The sequence below is a fragment of the Shewanella psychrotolerans genome, from assembly GCF_019457595.1.
In the GTDB taxonomy this organism is placed as follows: domain Bacteria; phylum Pseudomonadota; class Gammaproteobacteria; order Enterobacterales; family Shewanellaceae; genus Shewanella; species Shewanella psychrotolerans.
In genome coordinates this window covers 2,193,266-2,214,952 of record NZ_CP080419.1, presented here as the reverse complement: position 1 = coordinate 2,214,952, position 21,687 = coordinate 2,193,266, and the positions used below count along the sequence as shown (strand labels likewise).

Sequence of the window (21,687 nt, the reverse complement as noted above, 5' to 3'; positions counted from 1 at the left end):
ACCCCATCCTTAGAGCTTGGGCTAAACTTATTAGGGTAAGCAAAAAACACATATGGGGTTACTTCGCGCTAACTAATTAATGTTTTTAGCTAATGTAAATTTTATTCTTCTTTGGTAAAATGCGGCAAATTTTACCGTGAGAATTAACTATGCCAATGTACGTTGTGGGACATAAGATCCCAGATTCAGATTCTATTTGCGGCGCTATCGCACTCGCTTATCTTAAAAATCAGATCGGCGAAGCGGCTATTCCAGCGCGTCTTGGTGAACTTTCTCCAGAGACAGCATTCATACTCGAACGTTTCGGTTTCGAAGCTCCTGAGTTCAAAGAGAGCTATGCTGGCGAACAAGTTTACATTGTTGATCATTCAGAATTAACTCAAGCACCAGATGATATTGCTCAAGCTACCATTGTGGGGATCGTTGATCACCATAAGTTAGGTGACCTAACTACATCGACTCCGCTCGAGTGTTGGATCCGTCCAGTCGGCTGCAGTAATACCGTTATTAAGATGATGTATGATTTCTACAATGTTGAAATTCCAAAAGACATCGCAGGCATCATGCTGTGCGCCATCTTAAGCGACACCGTTATTTTTAAATCGCCAACCTGCACAACTGCCGATATTAGATGTGTTGAAGCATTAGCCGAAATTGCTGGAATTGAAGATTTTAAAGCCCTAGGCATGGAGATGTTTAAGGTTAAATCAGCCGTTGAAGGCACACCGGTTCGCGATCTTGTTATGCGTGACTTTAAAGACTTCAACATGAACGGTAACTTAATCGGTATCGGCCAGCTTGAGGTGATTGATCTGTCTGTATTTGATGATATCAAAGCCGAGCTTGAAGCAGATATTGCTGCGCTAAAAGCAGAAGGTAATCGTCATAGTGTGTTGTTATTACTAACAGATATTATGAAAGAAGGTTCTGAAATGCTGGTGGTATCAGATTGTGATGACTTGACTGCACGCGCCTACGGCAAAGCAACCGAGAACGGCCGAGTTTGGTTAGATGGCGTTCTTAGTCGCAAGAAGCAAGTTGTACCACCATTGCAAGATGCTTTTGCTTAATCAAGCAGACAAATAGATAAGCCGAGTGTTCGGTTAAAAGATCAATCAAATGGCCGGTGATTTACCGGCCATTTTGCTGTTATGTTTACGATGGCTATCATTAATAAAAATAGCGTCTATTTAGCGGACTTAGCTTGGCTTTTTATATGGGCTCTGAGTTTTTGTAGTCGTCTATCTGCGATCCCAAATACTGAATCATCAGCATAATCTTCAAACTCAAAATCGCGCTCGCCAGCCTGCACACCCATTAATATCTCTATTGCTTCCGTTACATGGTCAATCGCCCATATGGAAAAGGTACCTTTTTTAACAGCATCAACAATATCGGATCGCAACATTAAGTTTTGAACATTCGATTTAGGGATAATGACCCCTTGGGTATTGCAGCGTCCTTTTATAGTGCAAACATCAAAGAAGCCTTCAATCTTTTCATTCACACCGCCAATAGGTTGAGCTTGCCCAAATTGGTTCATAGAACCCGTTATCGCAACATCTTGCCTAAGTGGTAACTTAGCAAACGCCGAGATAATGGTGCAAAGCTCAGCCATCGATGCGCTGTCACCGTCGACCCCACCATAATTTTGTTCAAAGGTGAGGTGAGTGGTTAATGGAATCTTATCAGTTTGCCCCAAAACCGTGGCAAGGTAGGCGGTTAAAATCATCACCCCCTTGGAGTGAATGCTGCCACCAAGTTCAACTTTACGTTCGATATCAAATACCGCTCCTTCCCCAAAAGCAACGGTCGCCGTGATCCGGTTCGGTGCACCAAACTGGTGATCAGAGGTTGACAGCACCGACAGCGCATTAATTTGACCCACAACAGCGTTTTGAGTGTCGATTAAGGTAGTCCCATTAACAAAGCTTTGCATAATGTTGTCTCTAAGACGACATACCCTATGTTCATGATTACGCAGCGCTTGCTCAACGTGGCCAAGCCTTATCATGTTAGCATTACTAGATTTAGCTACGTAGTTAGATTCACGCAGCAAGTTTGCAATATCCGCTGAATGAAGCGAAAGCTTGTTTTGTGCATCCGCCTGACGTGAGCTAAATTCGATGATGCGTTTTATTGCACCACGGTCGCAATGCAGCATTTTGTTGCCATGAACTATACTCGAAATAAATTTGGCATATAGAGCTTCTGACGCATCGGTTCTTGGCATTTCATCTTCAAAGTCGGCAGTGACTCTAAATAGTTCTTTAAATTCAGGGTCATAATGCTGTAAAAGTTGGTATGTTTGATAGTCACCAAACAGAATAATTTTCACATCTAACGGAATGGCTTCTGGGTCAAGAGAGATGGTGCCCGACAAAGTTACTTCACGCTCCAGTGAACTGAGGCTAAGCTTTCTTGACCGCAGCGCTCGTTTTAATCCATCCCATACGTAAGGTTGTTCTAGTACCTTAATAGCATCGATCATCAACACGCCGCCATTAGCTTTGTGCAAACTTCCGGCGCGGATCAATGAGAAATCTGAAAAAATGGTGCCTTTAAAAGTAGCGTTTTCGATATAACCAAAGATATTGTGATAGTTAGGGCTTTCCTCTATCACAATCGGCATCACTTTATTTGCGTGATTAACTAATACATTAACTTGATAACGCCGAGGCATCTTCTTTTCGAGTGACGCGTAGGATAGGGCAACTTGCTCTTCATTTTGCTCTAGGAAAATATCGAGATTATCAATAATATCTTTATGCATTTCATTTAGGTGGGCTTTAATTTCACCTTGTTCGGCATAAGCTTCTTTTAACGGATCAATCAGATGGATTAAAACATCTTGCGCAACTTGTTCGTCATGCTTTTGTTGCTTTTCGGAATACCGTTCTTCCCAGGCGGTAAATTTTCGCACCACTTCACGCAGTTTCGATTCCAACTCACCAATTTGCTGTTCTAGTTGTTCCTGTTCTTTATTACTTAGCGCAGCAAAAGACGCTTCGCTATGGGGTTCTTCACCATTCATCGCCACTAACTCATAGCTACCTTGAGCTGTGATGCTAAGGCTAATATTTTTAGAAGCCGCTTCTTTTGTGAGTTGGGTGAGGGCGTTTTCTTGTCTGGTCGCTAACTGTGACTTTAATTTTTCGGCCCGTGCGTAATACATTTCATTGTCGAACGCCAACGGCAATGCTTTAACAAGCCGTTTCATCAATTGCTCAACATCTTTTTTAAATTGAACACCATGCCCTTGAGGAAGCTTTAACACCTTTGGTGTTCGTGCATCATCAAAGTTAACCACATAACACCAGTCATATAGCTGATGATGACCACTAGGCTCATAGCGATCTAAATATCGCATTACCATGGTGCGCTTACCTAAACCATTACGGCCAATAGCATAGATGTTATAGCCTTTGTCTTTCATCGACATTGCGAACTCGACAGCACCTTGCGCTCGTTCTTGGCCCACTATTTCATTAAGCGGTGTTAGGTGTTTTGTTGACTTGATATCGGGCGCCAAGCCTGACAGCTCACAATGGCAATAAAGTTTGTCACTGGTAAGAGGGGAGATTGGCATAGATGAATTACCTTTTATGACAGATATTAACCTCAGTGTAGGCATGAGATTTTTAAATTTCAGTACTTTATTGATGAATAACCGTTTTTTGGCTAAATAGCCTCGTCAAATGCTCATTATATAACCAGAACCAGTCGCCATCCGGTTATCTACCTACCAACCAGTCGACGGGAGCATAAAGACATAACGGTCGCGAGAGACACACAGCGGTAATCTCTCCTAAAAATTGAACAGTCACATTTTGAAATTATTTGCAGTAGGCTAATGTGTAAATACTTCGACGACAAGGTGTTGTGAAGCGGCTTCAAGTTCACGAATGAGAGACATGGATTGCCAAACTGACTTTTATACCAATCAGTATAAGAAAATGATCGACTCAGCGTGTTTTTTGCACTTTTGATGCTGTGTTAACGAGTCTGGCTGACTTATGCAATACTAAACGTGACAGGTTTAATGATGGTGACTCATTGCTTAAATAGGGTCTTGTCTTAATAGTATAGAAGCCAAGACCCACAATGGTTTTCTTGAATACAATTAACTAATTTTTAAATATCATTCTGCGGCGTGGGGCAAAATAAATGACAGTGTTGCTAAGTGCTCAATTTTATCAAATATTGCTAGATTTGTACTTTCCTCATCATATATTGCGGCAACTACGTTCAAACCTTGGTTGCGTAGTGGTAATGTGACTACACCATCATCATTGCTTATCATAGGCTTTTGATCTGGGTCGTTTACAATGTCATTTATCACTTTAGCACCTTTAACCGCTTTACCATTGAAGATTATACGGTAGCTAACCATTGTGCCTTTCTGGTCTGAAAACGAATTGCCTATGGGGAGAATTTGCAATTGTTGCTCTTTAAGTGGAGGAATTTCAACAAGTGGCCCACGTAAATGTACAGCATGTTTTTTTGTGTGCTCGCTTAAGATTGCATCGGGTATCTCATCACGACCATTGGCAAACCATTTGCCATCTTTTGTTTTACTCCACAAACCATTATCGAGCATGCCTGTAACAGCATAAACCGAGTTATCACTCAATATCATCATAGGTCCAGACTCAACAAGTTCCACGCTTTTTTCTTGCCAACTTTTGTTATAACCAGTAACACTTTTGATTTTGTTCTGCCGCTTAACTGTATCTAAGTCTTGTGCACCTTCACCATATATCAGGGCAAGTTGCGATGATCGCTCTGCAAACCATATTGCATGGGCTTGTATCTCTGAGCTGTATATGGTTGATATCGACATGACTAATATAATGCAAGCTAAAGTAAGTTTTTTCATCGTCTTCTCTAAGGTTGTTACTTTGGTTGTTAATTAGGTTTTATTTTTACATTTTTTGTAATTTCTGTGACTTGAAAGGCTGGTTCTCGTTGTAATATTTCTATACCATACCGCAAATGATAACCGTTACCATTTACATGTTCAATAACTGGCGTGGTTAGATTTTAAATGTTTAACAAAAGCCTTAATGAATAAGTAAAGTTGATACCGAGAGATAGAATGAACAGATACCAAAAATCAGCGCTTTCAGTCGTTATTAGCGCAATTTTAACATCGTCCGTATATGCCACCACTGAGTCACCCAACATAGAAAAAATATCAGTATCGGGTGTTAGGCAAGCTTTTCGTGGTGATGTGCCTTTGAACGAACAACCACAAAGTGTTGAATTTATTTCTGCTGAAACACTCAATGACGCTGGGGTAACCACCTTAAGTGACATATTCGATTTAACGCCGAGTATTGCTGAACAAAATGATTTCGGTGGATTGTGGGAAAGCTTTGCAATACGTGGCTTAGTGGGTGATGAGAATATTCCATCGGGCTTTTTAATTAACGGATTTTCGTCCGGGCGAAGTTTTAGCGGTGTCCGTGATACGAGTAATATTGATTATGTCGAAATCATGAAAGGTACCGGCTCTGCACTTTATGGCCGTTCAGAGCCTGGTGGTACTATTAATATCATTACAAAAAAGCCAAAGTTTGAACAACAAGGATATGTGAAAGTTACTGCCGGTAGCTGGCAAAGCTATCGCGCTGAAGGTGACTATACCAATGCCATTTCGGAGCAATTAGCCTTTAGAGTCAATGGTGCTGTTGAAGATAGTGAAAGCTTTAGAGACTATCATGAATCGAATAAAACAGTATTAACACCTTCAATATTATGGATAATTTCAGATAACACAAAATTAAATTATGAGCTAGAGTACGTTGATCAAAGTTCGACGTTTGATCGTGGTATTGTGGCTATAGACGGAAAAATTGATGCATTGCCTATCGAGACTTTTTTAGGTGAACCAAGTGACAAACCTACAGAAGTAAATGCTATTTCTCATCAGCTTACCCTTGAGCATCAAATTGGACAATGGTCCCTTTTAACTGGCTTTAGTTATAATGATTCGGAATTTTTAAGCGAATCGAGTGATGCCGAACTGGCTCCTAGCCGACAAGTTTACTTTATTGATGGAGTAACACTGAGTAGGCAACATAACCAGCGCGACTTTCAAACTAACTATATGTCTGCACGTGTAGAGGTTAGCGGTAGTGTAGAAGCTGCTGGTTTGACGCACCATCTATTAATTGGTGCTGATGCCAGCAAGTTTGATTTTGATAAACACTGGTATAGATACCGTCCCACTCTTGATGACACCAGTTATGCAATAAATATGTACAACCCTGTGTATGGAAAAACGGCGCCTGAAGGTTCACTGCTATTTGATAGTACTGAAGTACAGCATAGCTATGGGGTTTATATTCAAGATCAAATAGACATCACTGAGCAATGGAAAATACAAGTTGGGGGTCGTTACGATTGGTTTGATCAGCGAATCGATAACCACATCAATTTAACTCAATCTGAGGCTGATCAAAGTACATTTAGCCCTCGTGCAGGTGTAGTGTATGCCCATTCTGACGACCTACAGCTCTATACCAGTTACTCTGAAGGTTTTAGGCCTAATAGTGGTTACGATGTAAATGGAGACGCATTTGATCCTGAAGAAACAACCTCTTTTGAGGTCGGGGTTAAATTTAATACCCATATTGTCAGTGGTAGTTTGACAGTATTTAGCGCTGAAAAGAGCAACATGCTAAGCACAGATTTGCAAGCCGGTATATCTAGGGCGTTAGGCGAGGTTACTAGCGAAGGGGTTGAGTTAGAGTTACACGGTGATATTACCGACCAAACGTCGTTTGACCTTGCTTATACATACACCGATGCTAAAACGGCAAAAGATACGGTTAATACAGATTGGTGGGTAAGTTTACCAAAAGGTAGCCCGTTACTTAATATTCCCAAACACAGTGCAAATGCTCGTCTTAAGAGAGATTTAAGTGATCTAATCGACTCAAATTCGACAATTGGTATGTCGGTTCAATATGTTGGTGAGCGATTAGGTGAAGTCATTGATCCTACGTATTACTTACCGTCATACACCTTGGTAAACCTGTTCGCAAATTACCACGTTAATGATGATTTGAGTGTCCAGTTTGTTGTAAATAACGTGTTGGATAAAACTTATTATGCTAACTCCTACTCTGCTATTTGGACTCAACCAGGTGAGCCAGTAAATTATAAGGTTAGCTTAAATTATAATTTTTAATCTAAATTAAAATGCATTTGGCTTAACGGTGATAATTTGAGCCCCCATTCTTTTTCGAGGAGTTCTTTATCAAGGAGTTTGTGGGGCAGTGCTCTACTTAAAAATGGAAACGAACCTTCGGGTTCGTTTTTTGTTGATGAAGCCAAGATGTTGTAGATAAGACAATTTGGCCAGCCACATGTAGGCCTAGCGGATAACCATGCAATTCCTTTTAAAATCAATAATTAGGAATACATGGTGCTGTTTAAACTCATCAATTTCTCTAAAATCTTATAAAAAATGCTATTTTTATAAAAAAAATTTCTAGCATTACCTCTTGGTTTTTTATTTTTCGACCTTAATTTATTTCATGTGGTTAGGTTGTCTGTGACAGAGATTTAATCACCATTAATTGTCTTTATTTTATGTTGCTTCTTACGGAGGATATATTATGAACTCAGTTGATTTAACCCCACTATACCGTAGCAGTATTGGTTTCGATCGCTTAGCATCCTTGATTGACAGTGCGTTAGCATCTGATGCCTCTTCAAGTGCTTACCCCCCTTACAATATTGAAATACTTGATGAATCTCGTTATGCAATTTCGGTTGCCGTAGCTGGTTTTTCTCAAGATGAACTCGAAATCCAAGTAGAGCAGGGGGTACTCAGCGTGAAAGGGCATCGAGGCCAAAACGATGAGCACACATATCTCTATCAAGGGATAGCCAATCGAAATTTCGAACGTAAGTTCAATTTAGCGGATTACGTCGAAGTGACTGGCGCAGATTTATCTAATGGTTTATTGATAATCTCTTTGGTCAAAGAGGTTCCAGAAGCCATGAAACCTAAGTCGATCCCCATTAACCAAGCACAAAAGGCTTTATCTCATCAATCACAGGAAAAAGAAGTGAAAAGTGACAAAGCCGCTTGATGCGGTATTGAAGGAGGGTGTTAATGACACCCTCCATCTCTTCATTAACCACAAGAGATTATGTTCAGTCGAGTTGGGAGGAAAGCGAAAAATTGAATCTACAATATTTTTGTTAAGACCGAATTCAGATAATAACTGCGACACTCTTAATTGAGGCGTAGAAGAAGCCAACTGCTGAAAGTGGTAGGCTTTATCTCGCCAAAGAAAAAAGAGTATCACTATGAGTTATCAGCAGTTGACTGAGGGAAGAAGATATCAGATTTCAGTCCTGAGCACCATAATATTGAACTGGTATATATCCAGCCAGGTAAGCCACAACAAAATGGTTTTTGAACGCTTCAATGGTTCATTCCGCAGAGAGTTCCTTGATGCTTATCTGTTTGAAAATCTCAGTCAGGTGAGAGACATGGCCTGGTTCTGGCGCTTGGATTACAACGAAGAAAGAACACATGAAAGTCTCGGTAACCTGCCTCCGGCAGCTTATCGGGCAAAACTGGAAAACTCTAGCTTAGAATTGTCTCATTAAAGGGGAAGTGGACATAAGGTTTGATACATTCCGACCAAGGAGTGCAATACATGTTCTGATTGGCGTAGCTTCTTAAAAGAGCACAATTTAGAAGCCAGTATGAATCGACGAGGAAACTGTCATGATAATGCTGTCGCGGAAAGCTTTTTCTCGTTGCTGAAGAAAGATAGAGTTAAGAGAAAAATCTATAAAAACAGAGATGAAGCTCGCTCAGAAATATTTAACTATATCGAATATTTCTATAATCCTGTGCGTCGTCATGGTAGTAATAATGGACTGTCTCCTGTGCAGTTCGAAAAACAGTACTTTGAGAAACAGTTAAGTGTCTAAGAAACTAGGGGCTTACCATTACGCATTGTATTGTTAAACGATTCAACAAATGGCTTCATCATTGGTGAATAGGCGGGGTTATATGTAACAGTCACGCCTAAACCTTCACCTAATTTATGAAAGATACTGTTGTTAAAACCAGATCCATTATCCGCTACCAATTCATGGGGCTTTATACTAGTCGGTAAATAATTGTCCGACTCATAGATAGATTGGATCAACCTTGTCACTGATTCTTTGTTTTCACCTTGACCAAATTCCAGTGTCACACCAACTGGAACACGGCTGTACGCATCGAAGGCGATATAGATATCGACCTTTTCTGTTGGTAAGCCAGTCTCATCATCTATTAAGCAGAGGTTGGGGGACATTCGGTCGACTTCAATTCGTTCGCCAGCATAGTTCAACTTAATTTTCTTGCATAATGTGCTGAATATCTTAGAGCGTTCAGACGGGTGAAGGTTTGGGTCTTTCAGTCTGTGTTCGAATTCACTCATGTTCAGTACACGTCTGCGATAAGTGCTAAGGGAAACAGCCTTGATTTCGTTATCCTCTCCATCGACATCTGACTTATAGGCTCTGTAACAAGCGGTCAGGTTATGGTGTTGCCCGTTGCAGAAGTCTTTAAAGATCCTTTCTTCAAGATACTCTTCTGATATAGGATCTAGACGAATAGACTGTTTTCTTTTCTTAGGCATCAAAGAATTGTCATCGTAACCATTGGTTACCCAAGTGTGCCAATAACTACAAATGGTCGTTCTACCGGGCATGCAGTCATAGACTAACTCAGGTTGAGTGGCTAATAACCTTGACTTAAGTTCTTCGAAGGCTGCTTGCGTTGTTGGTGCGAGGTCTTTCCCCAGAGCATTAACTATCTCGTGTAGTGTTTTCACGTAAGCTAGTTTTCGTTTGAATGCTATTTCTTGTTGCTTCGTCATCACAGGGGCTACACGCTGTGGGAGAACTTCCTGTATATCACCATTGAGCAACTTCTGAGCAAATAGTGATGTTTTAATGTACTCCCGCTGCCCCTGATTATCTTCTTTAGCAAGAATAGTCATTTCTTCATCGGCAAAAATAGGCGTCAACATCACACCCGCTTCATTTAGATAGCGACCAGAAAAGGACACTGCTTGTGGAATCATCAGTTAGCCCTCCTCAAGACAGAATTAGGGTTTAATGTCTGTGATGCTTCGAAGAGATAAGCCTTTCTAGCAAGTAACTCATAGATGGCCCCGCTTGGATCCGAGCTTAAGGGGGTCAAAATTGAATAGAGCTCACCAAACGTCAGCTCAACGGGAAGGGCGTTTACTTCAAGAAATGGTAACGCTTTCGCATTTCTGTCGTTGGAAATGAGTTTTAGGTTTAATGCGACCTCAACCGGCAAATCATGCTCGGTAATGATAATAAAATTTGATGGGGTGTTTAGACTGATAAACTTGCGAACCGCTTCCATCTTGGACAAAAACGCTTGATCAATGAAGTTGGAATGATGAACTTCGACGTAGTAAGAGTACCCGTCATGGTCTTCGACCAAAAAGTCAGGGGTATAGCTTAATGTTCTGCCATCAACCTTGATTTTCATGCTCTCTGGTTGAGTAGCATAATGCTTTACCTCTGTAGATAACTCGAGCAGATAGGCATAGGACTGCTCTAAGAATGAGTCAGTAAAAACCGACTTGTCATTCTTGGCACTGAACATCCATGTTACGTTACGTCCTCTCCGCATTCTGGGTAAACGTCGCGTATTCAATTTTTTTTCCTCATCATGTCGCGCTGAACAAATAGTAGCCTATTGGCACGTAAACAGGTGTTTAACTCAGTTTTTGGGGGCTTACCGCCTCCAACGACAAAAAATCAAAAAAACCTCCGAAAAATCAGCCTCTAAAAATTTCAAAAAAACATTAGAAAATTTTTAAGTCCGCGTATTACGACACATTTATGTTTACTGTTACACCCAACCTCAAAATATTTTGTGGATAAAAACACTAAATCAGACTTCGAAATTTTTTGAAACCAAATAAAGCCAAATACTCTAAGTGATTGTTTTATATGCTTTTGTCTGCTTGTTTATTTTTAATGTTTTGTTACAAAATAGCAGTCTGACAATTTACTCACGCAACCGGAGTGAATATGCTGTGAATAAGTTTTTCTTTCTGCTTTAAAGACTTAGCAGTCAATGTTTATTTTTCTAAGTGGCCCCGTTCGTTTTTCATCTCAAAATAGGCATTTTTCTACATTAAATATTCTTAATTTTTGAAAGTGCTCTTCAACTAGCTGTCTAGATAGGTGTTTTTAATTTATGATTGATCAAATTTTGAACCGCTCTAGTTGCTGTTTCAAAAAAACAAAACTGCGCCCATGACTCTTAACACGCTTAAGAGGATATGTAGAAGAAAGCAGAAAGGGATATAGAGATGTGCGAACAGTAGTGGTTTACACAATCGCAAGGGCGCTTTAGGCTATCGGCCAACATGTCATTAAGGGATTAGGAACATGCTCAAACTAGCTAGTTTTGCTTTGTCTGCGGTGATTACCATCACATACGTGATAGGGTTCATTTATGACGCCTCGTTTCTAGAGGCTTTTCATTTGTCCTACTACGAGCTTCTTGGTTCGCCTCTCGATTACCTGACGATTGGGGGCATGTACTTAACGTCAATTGCAGCTAGAAATCTCGTCGCAGTAGTTATCCTTTCCTTGTTGAGCAGTTTATTAGCGGCGGCTATAAGCAACTATTCACACCTCTTAATTCAAATGCTTCCGAATCGATTCAATTCAACCGTTGTGTTGTTAACCCTAAGTCCTTTGGGGCTCATACTGCTCATGCTGGTCGTGCATCATTCTGCGCGAGCAAACTCAGAGAATTACAAGAAAGATGGCAATCACATCATTCAGGTTGAGGGTGCTGATGGTCAGTTTGTGAGTCACTGCGGAAACCTACTTAGATATCGCGATAACAAGACAGTTTTTTACTTGCCTTCTAATGATAAAACTATGGTGATACCGGATAAAAGGGTGATTCAAGTTTTTACAAGAGAATGTAGTCGCCAGAAAGAACAATGATTGGCAATAGGAATTAAGTTGTTGGTAAGTGGTGAGGTTACCGTTCAAGATTCGATGCTTATCGTTAGAATTATTGCGTATTACTAATGCCTGTCAAAATCTCAATCAGTTACACCTGTTTGGTTAAAAACCATACTTACCAACAGGTTACCCTGAGAGAGGGAGCGCCAGTGTATTATGCTTATTTTTCTTTGTGTTCTACACTAATAGCTCTACACATTAAACAAGGACGTATAATGCTAATACTTACACGTGCTGAAGGCGAATCACTGTACCTTGATAACATCTATGATGTTGATGGCAATCAATTGCCACCTATAGAAGTGATCAATATGGGAAAAAATAGCATTGGCGTACATGCTGCAAACTCAATCACTATCCTACGAGCGGAAATCCTCCACAGAGCTAATATAAAGCAGCTCAATACCCGGTATCGAGACAATGTTTGTTTAGCTGACACTGATAAGTAAAAGTCACTTGTCTGCTAATAAAAGCACTTGTATAAAGCTTGGGCATTATTGGTTTCAATCGGTTTTGGAGTTTACGGCAAACTAGGTAGGTCAGATGTAGTATTGCTAACAGTTATTTGAGGGAATATGCTGACATCCACTAAATGTTTCGTGTTGATGCTCAGCCACAAGACATATAAAACCCTAATTATGACACCTGATATCAATCGTTGGGCACCACATGTGCGCTCATGGCTCGGCTTTCATTGAACACACACTTATGCCCTCTTATTTGAAAGTGATACCTACAAAGAATAGATTATGGAAGAATTTATAAAGTTCAGTGAAATAAACAAGCCAGATGAAAGACACGCGCTTTTGGAGCAAGTTACAGGTACAAGGTTTACTCTTGAATGCCTCTACTCGGCTCTTGATGAAATCACGCTAATTGCTGGAGTGCCAGAGGAAATTCAGTCTCAATTTAATGTAACCAAGAATCTAGCCATTTATACATGGTACTCATACTCATTAGATCCTGTCGTAAAACTCAAAACTTACATCCTTATTGAACATGCTCTAAAGGTTAAAACAGGCAAGAAGAAATGGCCTTTCCCCAAGCTAATAAAGCGCGCCATAAGAAGTGGCTGGGTAAAAGATAGTGGATTCAGGCATATTGAGTATGATGAGCTTAACCCTGATATGTACGTTGAAGACATGATAGAGCTACTACCAATCATGAGAAATGCAGCCGCGCATGGCAGTAATGATTTGTATCAAGGTGCTGTACTTTACATCCAGATATGTGCTGATTGGATTAATCAAATTTTTAGCAGTAAAAAAGAGTGAAATCATTCACTCTGGAGGGAAGCAGTCTGTAGTGGTCAAGTAAAACTGGCCGCTGGTTTAGAGCTTTTTCATACTTTTGGTAATCTGAAATGCTGTCATTAGAGCAACAGTCCTAACTCGAAAATGTCCATTTTCGAGTCAGCGAGTCTGCGCTGACTCACTTATGCCCCTTTCCTTGTTTCGCATGGCTGAACTAGCTCTGCTTGGTATTGGACTGTTGACCTAATTTTAGTAATGCTACAAAGTGTCTACTGTTCTAGAGGCTTACTATTCTCTAGATAATCTTGGTAGTGCTTTTCTAATGCCTGCAAGAATGTTGCTCCACCCAATATGTTCTTTCCAAAGCTTGCCATCGACTATTACTCTGTAGCAGTCAATACGATTGGTTTTATATAACTCTAACGTGTGCTTGGTTGGTACACCATTGTCGTAATCTGTAATTTCGATAACTCTACGAAGATCAGGGATGTGTTGAACCGATACATCACCCTGTTCGCATTGTGCTGAGGCCGTATTTACCTTACTGTATGATTTACGATAATTTTTTTTGAGTCTTGCTAGTATGTTTATACATGCTTGGTCTCCTACCTTACAAGGTAGCGTACCTTACAAGGTCTCGCTAATAAGTTGTTATGCCTTAGAGGGAATATATGGCAAGTAAATCTGAAATTGCTAAAGAAGCTTTAACATTAGCTGATGAAGCTCTTAGAGAATTGGAGCTATCGGAGGCCACTTTAACTTCTATTGCGCTAAAGGCTAGCCGAATAGCTCGAATAAGCGGCGACTTAGATATGCAAAATATTTTTCTTTATGAGGTTGGGGGTTACCCTTCGGATCCTGACGGCGTATCTAAAGAAGTATGGCGACTAGCTGATAAAGCTGGTCGTATTTACAGAAAAAATAAAGATGGTGAAGTTAAAAGCTACGCAAAGCTAGAATCAATTGAAAACCTAGAAAGTAGACTTGAAACTAATAGAGAAAGCTTAAAACGCTCGGCACATGCCGGAGAAAGAATACAATTATCTAAATCAATAAGTGATTCATCAGTCTTAACCGGTCAACGAAGAGCATTTATCTATAAATATCTCAGTGATATGTATTATGAGTTGAAATATTCTATCGCCACAGAAGATAGTTTCTCTCGAATTCGGCTGCTAGTTGATAACAATATTGCTGATCTAGTACCGGCTTCACTGCAAAAGTTCTCAGCTATTTACGATAATCTTGAATCAGAGAACTCTGAAGATTGGTCGAATGCTGTTCATAGCTGTCGCAGAGTCCTGCAAGACTTAGCTGATGCCTTATATCCAGCAAGAGAAGATGCAAAAATAGATGTACGTGGGAAAGAAAAAGTAATTAAGCTTGGTCCAGACGCATATATTAATCGATTGGTAGCTTATGCCGAAGAGCATTCAAGTTCAGAGCGCTTTCAAGATATTGTTGGCTCTCATATGAAGTTCCTAGGTGAACGGCTGGATGCAGTTTTTCAAGCAGCTCAAAAAGGTTCTCACTCTGAGATTGTTACAAAGATGGAGGCCGATCGTTACGTTGTATATACCTACATGATAGTTGGGGATCTTATGTCATTAAAACAAGAAGTAGAACTTCAACAAACAACAGCATAACAAGGCCATGCAATCTGACTCCGCAACTTGTCACGCTTTGTGCGTGCCGCACACAGACGTGCCATGTTGCTACGCAGTTGATGGCGGCGTTATCCCATAGAAATTTTTATCCGAAACTGACATGTTAGAGTTAAGGCTTTAACTCGAAAATGTCCAATAATTGTCTGAGAGCGAGCGGTCTTCTCTATTATTCAGAATTAACGCAAATGAGAACCACTTGTATTTGCAGCGTGTTTATGTCATTATAGAACATGAGCTTCTATTCTTATATTCAAACTACCCTCGTCACTACCCTTACATCTTCTAAAAAAATTATTCTTTTTCAATAAGGAGGTATTTTAATGTCCGAACAAAATGTGCAATCAATTCAAAACTGTTTTAACCAAACTAAATGATTATCAATAAATATAAGGAAATATATGTTAAGTAAGCAAAGTCAGAACTATTTAAATGATGTTAAGAATCGAATTAAGAAACATCAGGGAAAGATCAACATCATTACAATTCATCCAATTCCAGAAACGTACAAACTTGTTTTTTTAAGTGGTTCGCCTAGCTGCATTATTAATTCTAAAGAACTACAGAGTAAAAATACTGAGGGAAGTATCGTCCATCTAAATGGCTCTAGTTACAAGATAATAACACGGATATTCATATCTAGTACGGTTCTAGAACTACACCTAGATAATATATTACCTTAATAATGCAAAAATTCTAATATAGGACATTTGCTAAAGTGACGTTACCTTGAGGCGGACATGATTGACCAGCCACATTTAAGCTGGTCGTGCGCTTGCAATACGAGAAGTAACCCGAAAAACTAGAATGATTTATAGATCGTAACTCGGAAATGTCCAACTTCTAGCTATGCCTCTCAGAAGTAATAGATCCAAATTTAGGCAAAGCTTCTACTTCAGAAATGAATCGCCGCTACTATCGTTCAGTTGGAAGTGACAAGGAAGAAACATCTGACTTTGAATTGGTTTGCGCAAGTAATAAAACCATTAAGGAACTAGCCACTACTTTAGATGCCGATTTCTTTGACCGGATCTCCATGCTAATAATCACAATCCCTCCGCTGAGGGTCTGTAGAGAAGACTTACCAGACGACTGGAAAAAATATGGGGAGAAGTAAACATCAATCCGAATTTGCCAAATGACGTGCCGATATCTAGACAATTGAATAAACTATTAGAGCCGTCATTGGCTGGCAATCTTCGAGACCTGAAGAAGCTTGCTTTTATTACCTGTGCATACATGAATAGCTATAGCCCGACTGAAGCACTTTCCAAAGCCATCTGCTCGCTACAAGAGTTTGATAACATTGAGGAGAATGAAGGAACCAAATTTAATTTTGGTGACTTGTCTAATACGACAAAAGATGAATTAGACAAGCTTTTTAAGTATGAGCTAGCAAGGGCTGCGAAACGCCAATTTGGGACTTGGAGTAATGCCGGTAAAAACCTTCAGATTGACCAGAAAACACTACAGAAGTACATGAAAAATGATAGCTGATAACTTTTGCGGACTGATACACTTCTTTAAGTTAATCAAAAATTGCATGAACATTGCATAATGGTTATTACTGAACTATCCTTTTTAATTATAAACTGAATGCTAATTTCATCATAAAAGACAAGGAGTCATGAAATGAATTATTCTAGGAAGATTATTAAGGTCTTCGGAATCATATTAGCAGTTTCATTCTCTATCCAATCAAGCGCTAACAACACTAGTAAAATAACTGGTAACTCACCTGAAACCTTTACTATCGGGAGCATCTCCCTTGGGAATAAAATAGCTGAAATTAAAGCTAGAGAAATAGTGTTAAGCAATGGTGAGATAATACAAACAGGATTAAACGAGAATGTAAATATCGGTAATGCTTTAGATTTTTGTCGCAAGCCTCACCAAGAGCAGATAAATGAATTTAAAAAAACATTCCCTGAAGCTTTTACTAGTAATCTAGGTATAAGCGATTTCTACAAACTGAATTATAAGATTGTTACTCTGCTTGAACCCTATAACGATGTCAATATTTTGTTGAATTCAAATAATAGTATAACAGCTATTACTGTTCGTAAAAAGTATAGTGACGTTGCAGAGGGTGTAGTGATAGATGCAATATTTGATCGCTTTGGTGATCCAAAGTATATTTATAAAAAGAAAAAAGAGATTAAATCAATTATATTCACTGATATCAACTTTAGTGAAGATAAGTTGGATCACATTTGGATAACTGCCTTATATTCAAACATGAACGATTTGCTTCAACTTCTAAATAACTTCTCCAGTATAGAACATAATGACAATATAACCCCATTAAAAGGCAACCACCTATTAATTGTTTCAGCATCCTCCGAGTTCAATAAAGGTGTAGCATTTATGGCAATAAAGGACTACCAACCTTTTTTTGATGAGCTGAGAAGCCTGAGGCGAAAATGTGTAACTGAATTTAAAATCAGACTAGATAAACTAGAGGAAGATACTATAAAAAATGCTAAACCATTTAATTTGTAGTCTATTAGGCTTTGTTGCTTGATTCGGTGAAGAAGAACGAACCGTTAGTAAATCATGGTTGTTTAAAAAAATATAAATTATTTTATGTGGAGAGGTTAAAATGAATTTTTTTAAGTTTTTTTTGTTACTTCAGCTTTTTTTGGCACCATTTGTATTTTCTGAAGCTAAAATGCCCGATAATAAATACTTTAAAATTGGGGGGCATGATAAAATTGAGTTTGGCGATGTATACCTAGGAATGAAAATACCTGTTAATCAGTATTTATCCGGGGATTTTAAGATAGCAGACTTCGAAATTGAAAAGAAGTATTCCATCCCTATAATTAACCTAATGGCAAAAGAATGTTACAAGCACATCCCAAAGGGAGAAAAATACTATGCTTTCAACAGAAATCATGAATATAATTTTAAAATAAACACTTGGATCAAGAATAAGTTCCCCATCAAGAGTATTATACTCAACAATGCACGTAATAATATACCTGCAAAAAAAAGATATGTACATGAGTTGATTTTAAATTCAGAAGATCGTGTTGTATACATGAAGTCTAAACGTGTGTTTAAGGGAGCCTTATCCCAAGCGGAATTATTATCTGCAATAAAAAATCAGTTTGGACAATCTTTGAGTGACCCATATAAACGACAATCAGCAACCGCTGTTTATGCATACTACTTGTATGATGAATATTTTTTATCGAAGAGTAGTAAACTTCTACAATTTAATGATTCATTAGTTTCACGAGTTAATGAAGATATTCTTGGAAAGAATAGAAATGATGAGGATAGTTATTACATCCAAGCTGTTTCTGTAACGAGGCCACTTATACTATTTAATGCCTATAAGTGGATGCCAATTCGAACTATCCTTGAAGATGGTCTATCTGAATGTAAAAGTGAAATTGAAAAGGCAGCTAATGACATTCTATATCCTAAAAATGAATTTAAAATTGACATTTGATATAGTCGCGAACTCAACGCCAATATAAAACTTATGCAACCATAAAATCTGTTATTTAATGCACATGAATTATATTTGCAAGCCGCGACAACTTACGTCGCACAGGTCTTCATTCGGTGAAGCTTTAGAATTTAGCAAGTAAAAGCTGCATAGCTATTTCTAGACCGAAAGGTTGCGCATTCAATCTATTATTTAGCACTTTATCTTTGGAATGTGTGACCACCGTGTCGTATATTGCGGTGTTAGCAAGTCTCGCTTCATTTGCCATTTCGGGGCTACGCCTTGGCCAGCAACAAAAAGTGAGTCAGTTCCATAACGCGCGTTGATACAATCAAGCGCCACCATTAGCGCGGGACTCTTAGGTTGATTGAATAAATCTCGTTGAAAGTGCTTTTCGCTACATAACTCAACCAGGCCTACGCCAACTTTGTAGTAACGTACCCCTGGCTGAAATCTAAGACTACTGTCACGCACTGCCTTTTCTATCAATTCGCATGTATCATTCGTTGGTAACTCGAGAGGGAGCGTGATTTTAAATCCTGCCGGCCGCTCATCAAACGGTGAGTTACTCGCAAAGACGAGTAACGTTTTGCAAAGGGAACCTTGTTGCCTTGCTTTGGCTGCTGCGATAGCGACATGCTTGGTGATAGCTTGGAGTAGGGATGCCTTATCGGAAATACGGTTACCCATACTCCTCGTTGAAAAAATCTGCTTTTTATCAGCCCTTGCTGCATCCCATCCTTTGCATGGAATGCCATTGAGTTCTCTTACTGTGCGCTCGAGCTCAATACTAAATTGCTGGCGTGCAATACTCGGTTCAAGCCGGGCCAAGTCTAATGCAGTATTGATACGAAGAGCCGCCAGGCGTTTCGCAATACGCTTACCCACTCCCCATACATCTTGAGTCTCCATTTGCTCGAGAATATAACTGCGCTCCTCATCTGTGGTGATAGCACAAACGCCGGCGTAGCCTGGTAGGTGTTTAGCCGCATGGTTTGCTACTTTGGCTAGTGTGAGTGTTTCTCCTATACCTACACACACCGGCAACCTTGCTTCTTTCCATACGGCTCTGCGGATTTTATGACCGTGAGATATTAGACAGGGGATAGCCGGGTAAAGGTTTCTGAAAGATAAAAATGACTCATCAATACTATAAATGTGTTGCTCAGGCGCAAACCGACCAATAACTTCCATCATGGCGGCAGAAAGAGAGCCGTATAGCTCATAGTTGGATGACAGAGCAATCACGCCTTTCTGCTGACATAATGACTTTACCTGAAAGTAGGGGACGAACTTGCTTATCCCCGCTTCCTTAGCCTGCCGATTAGCCGCGACAATACACCCATCGTTATTACTGAGCACCACTATTGCCTTTCCACGCCATTCGGGACGAAATACCTGTTCAGCGCTGCAGTAAAAGGAATTAGCGTCGACCAAAGCGAACAAGGTTATTAACTCCTGCTCAGTATCGAGCTTTGCCTGTGACAGCGAATTGAACGAATCACCACGCCCTCAATAGTAAAAGAGTCATGCTCAAAAATAGGTGTGTTCATATGAAAGTCGTTCGCAGATATCAACTGCCTGTTGACTGTATCAATGATTTTGCAAACGAAGCAGCCATTGTAATTCGCAACGATAATGTCTTGGTTTTTGACGGTTACATGCCTATCCACAATGAGGATATCCTGGTCAAAGATGCCAACGCCTTGCATTGAGTCGCCACTTGCCTGGCCGATAAAGGTGGCGCTTGGGTGTTCAATAAGCAACTCATCGAGGCTTAATGGCAACTGTTTATAGTCCGTTGCTGGGGACTCAAAGCCGGTTATCCCGGCACTGGCTAAAATGGGTATGACTTTCATTTCTTACTGACACTGTTTATTTATACAGTATTTTAGCTGAATTTAATTTTTTGGCAATATTCGGAAGCTTTCCTTGTACATGCTACAGCTCGATTCAACGAAAGGTCACTACCTGTTTTGATTTTTACCAACCAAATAGCCCTACACCAAAGTCCGCTAGTGTGCCGATTTTGCTAGCTTTTTACAGCAAATTTATTTAGCGTACTAAAGAGGCACATCAAGTGTCGGCGAGATATGAAACCATGGGTTGATCTTTCAATCGCTGTAATGTCATAAACATGGAGGTTTGTATGAATAGGGTGTACGCGGGCTTAATACGCCGAATCGCATTAGCTTTGGCTTTTACCGTGTTCACGCCTAGTGCCATTGGTCACAGTGGTGCAAAAGATGAAAATGGTGGCCACCTTGACAGGTCAACCCGTACATATCATTGCCATACCCAAGACTGTCTGCTCCCACTTAATGGCTTAGAAGCAACTAATTACCTTTCGATTGTGTCTTTCAATATTCAATTTTTGGGTAACTTTAAAGACCGCGATGATAAAGCGTTAGCTCAACTATTAGCGAATGAGGATATCGTCGTCATTCAAGAGCTTGTTGCCCCGCCTTACGATGGTACCTTTCCAGATAACACGCCATACAAGCCTGATGTTGAAGCTCGCCGATTTTTTGAAGCAATGTCGTCATATGGGTTTGATTACATTCTGTCAGAAGAGGACACAGGCACAAATGACACCATTCACCTTAATAGTGCTGCAACTGAATGGTTTGTCACGTTTTTTAAACCAGACAAAGTGCAATATGAACCAAGCTTGCCTAATGGGTTCTTGGCGGACGACCGCTCGAATAACGATAAGTACGAGCGCGTCCCTTACGCTAGCACGTTTAAAGCAAAAGCGACGGGGGATGACTTTGTCCTGATATCTGTCCATCTACAACCAGGAACGAGCAAGAAGGATGAGGCGCGTCGTAAAGGTGAGCTATTGGAAGTAGCCAAATGGATAGAAGAGAACGATTCAGTTGAACGAGATTTCTTTGTATTAGGCGACATGAACTTCTAAGACTGCGATGAAATATCGACGATTTTACCCGACGCCTTGTCTGCACTGAATGCAGGGGGTAGTTGTCTCATGACCAACACTAACGTTAATAGTCCTCGGCCGTATGACAATGTCATTTATCCGACCTCAAATACAAGTAGTTTGTTTTTGGGCGGGCAGTTTGAAGTCATCGACTTAATAGATGAGATGGAAGATGACTGGTTTGAGGATTTTACGACTCCATACCCAGGATCGCCGTACAACCACAATGCATTCAGGGCTCGGTATTCAGACCATCATCCGGTTCGTTTTAAAGTCGTGCTAACTGGCGATGATGATTGAATTGATAGAGATGAACAA

At 40.0% G+C, this 21,687-nt stretch carries 18 protein-coding genes and 2 pseudogenes; 14 read left to right on the top strand and 6 right to left on the bottom strand.

What is annotated here, in order from left to right; genetic code table 11:
- Window positions 1–149: 149 nt before the first annotated feature.
- Window positions 150–1,070, top strand: a complete 921-nt coding sequence (locus tag K0I62_RS09795; RefSeq protein ID WP_220067988.1) for a manganese-dependent inorganic pyrophosphatase — start codon at window positions 150–152, stop codon at window positions 1,068–1,070.
- 116 nt (window positions 1,071–1,186) lie between these two features.
- Here the strand turns inward: K0I62_RS09795 and K0I62_RS09790 are convergent, their stop codons facing one another.
- A complete protein-coding gene (locus K0I62_RS09790; protein ID WP_258404971.1) occupies window positions 1,187–3,589 on the bottom strand; it encodes an AAA family ATPase in 2,403 nt (800 codons plus the stop codon).
- Window positions 3,590–4,141: 552 nt separating this feature from the next.
- Window positions 4,142–4,879, bottom strand: a complete 738-nt coding sequence (locus K0I62_RS09785) for a DUF4198 domain-containing protein (protein ID WP_220067986.1) — start codon at window positions 4,877–4,879, stop codon at window positions 4,142–4,144.
- 219 nt (window positions 4,880–5,098) lie between these two features.
- Here K0I62_RS09785 and K0I62_RS09780 point away from each other — a divergent pair, with 219 nt between their 5' ends.
- From K0I62_RS09780 to K0I62_RS09765, 4 genes and pseudogenes are all read left to right on the top strand, one after another.
- Window positions 5,099–7,198, top strand: a complete 2,100-nt coding sequence (locus K0I62_RS09780; protein ID WP_220067985.1) for a TonB-dependent siderophore receptor — start codon at window positions 5,099–5,101, stop codon at window positions 7,196–7,198.
- A 430-nt stretch (window positions 7,199–7,628) separates the two neighbouring features.
- On the top strand, window positions 7,629–8,108 hold the full coding sequence (locus K0I62_RS09775; RefSeq protein WP_220067984.1) for an Hsp20 family protein: 480 nt from the start codon (window positions 7,629–7,631) through the stop codon (window positions 8,106–8,108).
- A gap of 270 nt (window positions 8,109–8,378) precedes the next feature.
- Window positions 8,379–8,634, top strand: a pseudogene (locus tag K0I62_RS09770) (integrase core domain-containing protein); the annotation flags it as partial.
- A 20-nt stretch (window positions 8,635–8,654) separates the two neighbouring features.
- Window positions 8,655–8,964: pseudogene (locus K0I62_RS09765) on the top strand (IS3 family transposase); the annotation flags it as partial.
- On the opposite strand, the gene K0I62_RS09760 reads toward K0I62_RS09765, so the two are convergent.
- Together K0I62_RS09760 and K0I62_RS09755 are read right to left on the bottom strand one after the other, a co-directional pair.
- A complete protein-coding gene (locus tag K0I62_RS09760) occupies window positions 8,961–10,109 on the bottom strand; it encodes a TnsB C-terminal domain-containing protein (RefSeq protein ID WP_220067983.1) in 1,149 nt (382 codons plus the stop codon). The pseudogene K0I62_RS09765 and the gene K0I62_RS09760 sit on opposite strands and share 4 nt — an antisense overlap.
- The gene (locus K0I62_RS09755) at window positions 10,109–10,717 is read right to left on the bottom strand and encodes a TnsA endonuclease N-terminal domain-containing protein (RefSeq protein ID WP_220067982.1); all 609 of its coding nucleotides are present in this window, start codon (window positions 10,715–10,717) and stop codon (window positions 10,109–10,111) included. Before K0I62_RS09755 ends, K0I62_RS09760 begins: the two co-directional genes overlap by 1 nt.
- Before the next feature lie 743 nt (window positions 10,718–11,460).
- On the opposite strand from K0I62_RS09755, the gene K0I62_RS09750 reads away from it, so the two are divergent.
- The 7 genes from K0I62_RS09750 to K0I62_RS09720 all read left to right on the top strand — a co-directional run bounded on the left by K0I62_RS09750 (window position 11,461) and on the right by K0I62_RS09720 (window position 18,428).
- Window positions 11,461–12,030, top strand: coding sequence for a hypothetical protein (locus K0I62_RS09750; protein ID WP_220067981.1), 570 nt, complete (start codon window positions 11,461–11,463; stop codon window positions 12,028–12,030).
- A gap of 236 nt (window positions 12,031–12,266) precedes the next feature.
- A complete protein-coding gene (locus K0I62_RS09745; protein WP_220067980.1) occupies window positions 12,267–12,500 on the top strand; it encodes a carbon storage regulator in 234 nt (77 codons plus the stop codon).
- A 300-nt stretch (window positions 12,501–12,800) separates the two neighbouring features.
- Window positions 12,801–13,325 (top strand): hypothetical protein, encoded by a 525-nt coding sequence (locus K0I62_RS09740; protein WP_220067979.1) that lies wholly within the window; start codon window positions 12,801–12,803, stop codon window positions 13,323–13,325.
- Window positions 13,326–13,975: 650 nt separating this feature from the next.
- Window positions 13,976–14,950 carry a hypothetical protein gene (locus tag K0I62_RS09735; RefSeq protein ID WP_220067978.1) on the top strand — a complete coding sequence of 325 codons (975 nt, stop codon included), beginning with the start codon at window positions 13,976–13,978 and terminating at the stop codon, window positions 14,948–14,950.
- A gap of 1,179 nt (window positions 14,951–16,129) precedes the next feature.
- A complete protein-coding gene (locus tag K0I62_RS09730; RefSeq protein WP_220067977.1) occupies window positions 16,130–16,465 on the top strand; it encodes a hypothetical protein in 336 nt (111 codons plus the stop codon).
- 135 nt (window positions 16,466–16,600) lie between these two features.
- Window positions 16,601–17,470: a hypothetical protein gene (locus tag K0I62_RS09725; protein WP_220067976.1), complete on the top strand. Its 870-nt coding sequence runs from the start codon at window positions 16,601–16,603 to the stop codon at window positions 17,468–17,470.
- 100 nt (window positions 17,471–17,570) lie between these two features.
- On the top strand, window positions 17,571–18,428 hold the full coding sequence (locus tag K0I62_RS09720) for a hypothetical protein (protein ID WP_220067975.1): 858 nt from the start codon (window positions 17,571–17,573) through the stop codon (window positions 18,426–18,428).
- 192 nt (window positions 18,429–18,620) lie between these two features.
- Here K0I62_RS09720 and K0I62_RS09715 read toward each other — a convergent pair whose 3' ends face one another.
- Entirely contained in the window at window positions 18,621–19,874 is a 1,254-nt protein-coding gene (locus tag K0I62_RS09715; RefSeq protein WP_220067974.1) for a Y-family DNA polymerase, read from the bottom strand.
- Window positions 19,875–19,879: 5 nt separating this feature from the next.
- A complete protein-coding gene (locus K0I62_RS09710) occupies window positions 19,880–20,287 on the bottom strand; it encodes a LexA family protein (RefSeq protein ID WP_220067973.1) in 408 nt (135 codons plus the stop codon).
- Between the two features lie 290 nt (window positions 20,288–20,577).
- Between K0I62_RS09710 and K0I62_RS09705 the strand changes: the two genes are divergently transcribed.
- Window positions 20,578–21,348 (top strand): endonuclease/exonuclease/phosphatase family protein, encoded by a 771-nt coding sequence (locus K0I62_RS09705; protein ID WP_220067972.1) that lies wholly within the window; start codon window positions 20,578–20,580, stop codon window positions 21,346–21,348.
- 69 nt (window positions 21,349–21,417) lie between these two features.
- Entirely contained in the window at window positions 21,418–21,669 is a 252-nt protein-coding gene (locus tag K0I62_RS09700; RefSeq protein WP_220067971.1) for a hypothetical protein, read from the top strand.
- Window positions 21,670–21,687: the final 18 nt, after the last annotated feature.

What these genes read in the sequence shown, in the direction of transcription:
- K0I62_RS09760 (WP_220067983.1), bottom strand. Translation starts at nt 10,109, where the DNA reads ATGATTCCACAAGCAGTGTCCTTTTCTGGTCGCTATCTAAATGAAGCG.
- K0I62_RS09785 (WP_220067986.1), bottom strand. Translation starts at nt 4,879, where the DNA reads ATGAAAAAACTTACTTTAGCTTGCATTATATTAGTCATGTCGATATCA.
- K0I62_RS09705 (WP_220067972.1), top strand. Translation starts at nt 20,578, where the DNA reads ATGAATAGGGTGTACGCGGGCTTAATACGCCGAATCGCATTAGCTTTG.
- K0I62_RS09745 (WP_220067980.1), top strand. Translation starts at nt 12,267, where the DNA reads ATGCTAATACTTACACGTGCTGAAGGCGAATCACTGTACCTTGATAAC.
- K0I62_RS09795 (WP_220067988.1), top strand. Translation starts at nt 150, where the DNA reads ATGCCAATGTACGTTGTGGGACATAAGATCCCAGATTCAGATTCTATT.
- K0I62_RS09735 (WP_220067978.1), top strand. Translation starts at nt 13,976, where the DNA reads ATGGCAAGTAAATCTGAAATTGCTAAAGAAGCTTTAACATTAGCTGAT.
- K0I62_RS09710 (WP_220067973.1), bottom strand. Translation starts at nt 20,287, where the DNA reads ATGAAAGTCATACCCATTTTAGCCAGTGCCGGGATAACCGGCTTTGAG.
- K0I62_RS09750 (WP_220067981.1), top strand. Translation starts at nt 11,461, where the DNA reads ATGCTCAAACTAGCTAGTTTTGCTTTGTCTGCGGTGATTACCATCACA.
- K0I62_RS09775 (WP_220067984.1), top strand. Translation starts at nt 7,629, where the DNA reads ATGAACTCAGTTGATTTAACCCCACTATACCGTAGCAGTATTGGTTTC.
- K0I62_RS09725 (WP_220067976.1), top strand. Translation starts at nt 16,601, where the DNA reads ATGAATTATTCTAGGAAGATTATTAAGGTCTTCGGAATCATATTAGCA.
- K0I62_RS09790 (WP_258404971.1), bottom strand. Translation starts at nt 3,589, where the DNA reads ATGCCAATCTCCCCTCTTACCAGTGACAAACTTTATTGCCATTGTGAG.
- K0I62_RS09740 (WP_220067979.1), top strand. Translation starts at nt 12,801, where the DNA reads ATGGAAGAATTTATAAAGTTCAGTGAAATAAACAAGCCAGATGAAAGA.
- K0I62_RS09780 (WP_220067985.1), top strand. Translation starts at nt 5,099, where the DNA reads ATGAACAGATACCAAAAATCAGCGCTTTCAGTCGTTATTAGCGCAATT.
- K0I62_RS09720 (WP_220067975.1), top strand. Translation starts at nt 17,571, where the DNA reads ATGAATTTTTTTAAGTTTTTTTTGTTACTTCAGCTTTTTTTGGCACCA.
- K0I62_RS09700 (WP_220067971.1), top strand. Translation starts at nt 21,418, where the DNA reads ATGACCAACACTAACGTTAATAGTCCTCGGCCGTATGACAATGTCATT.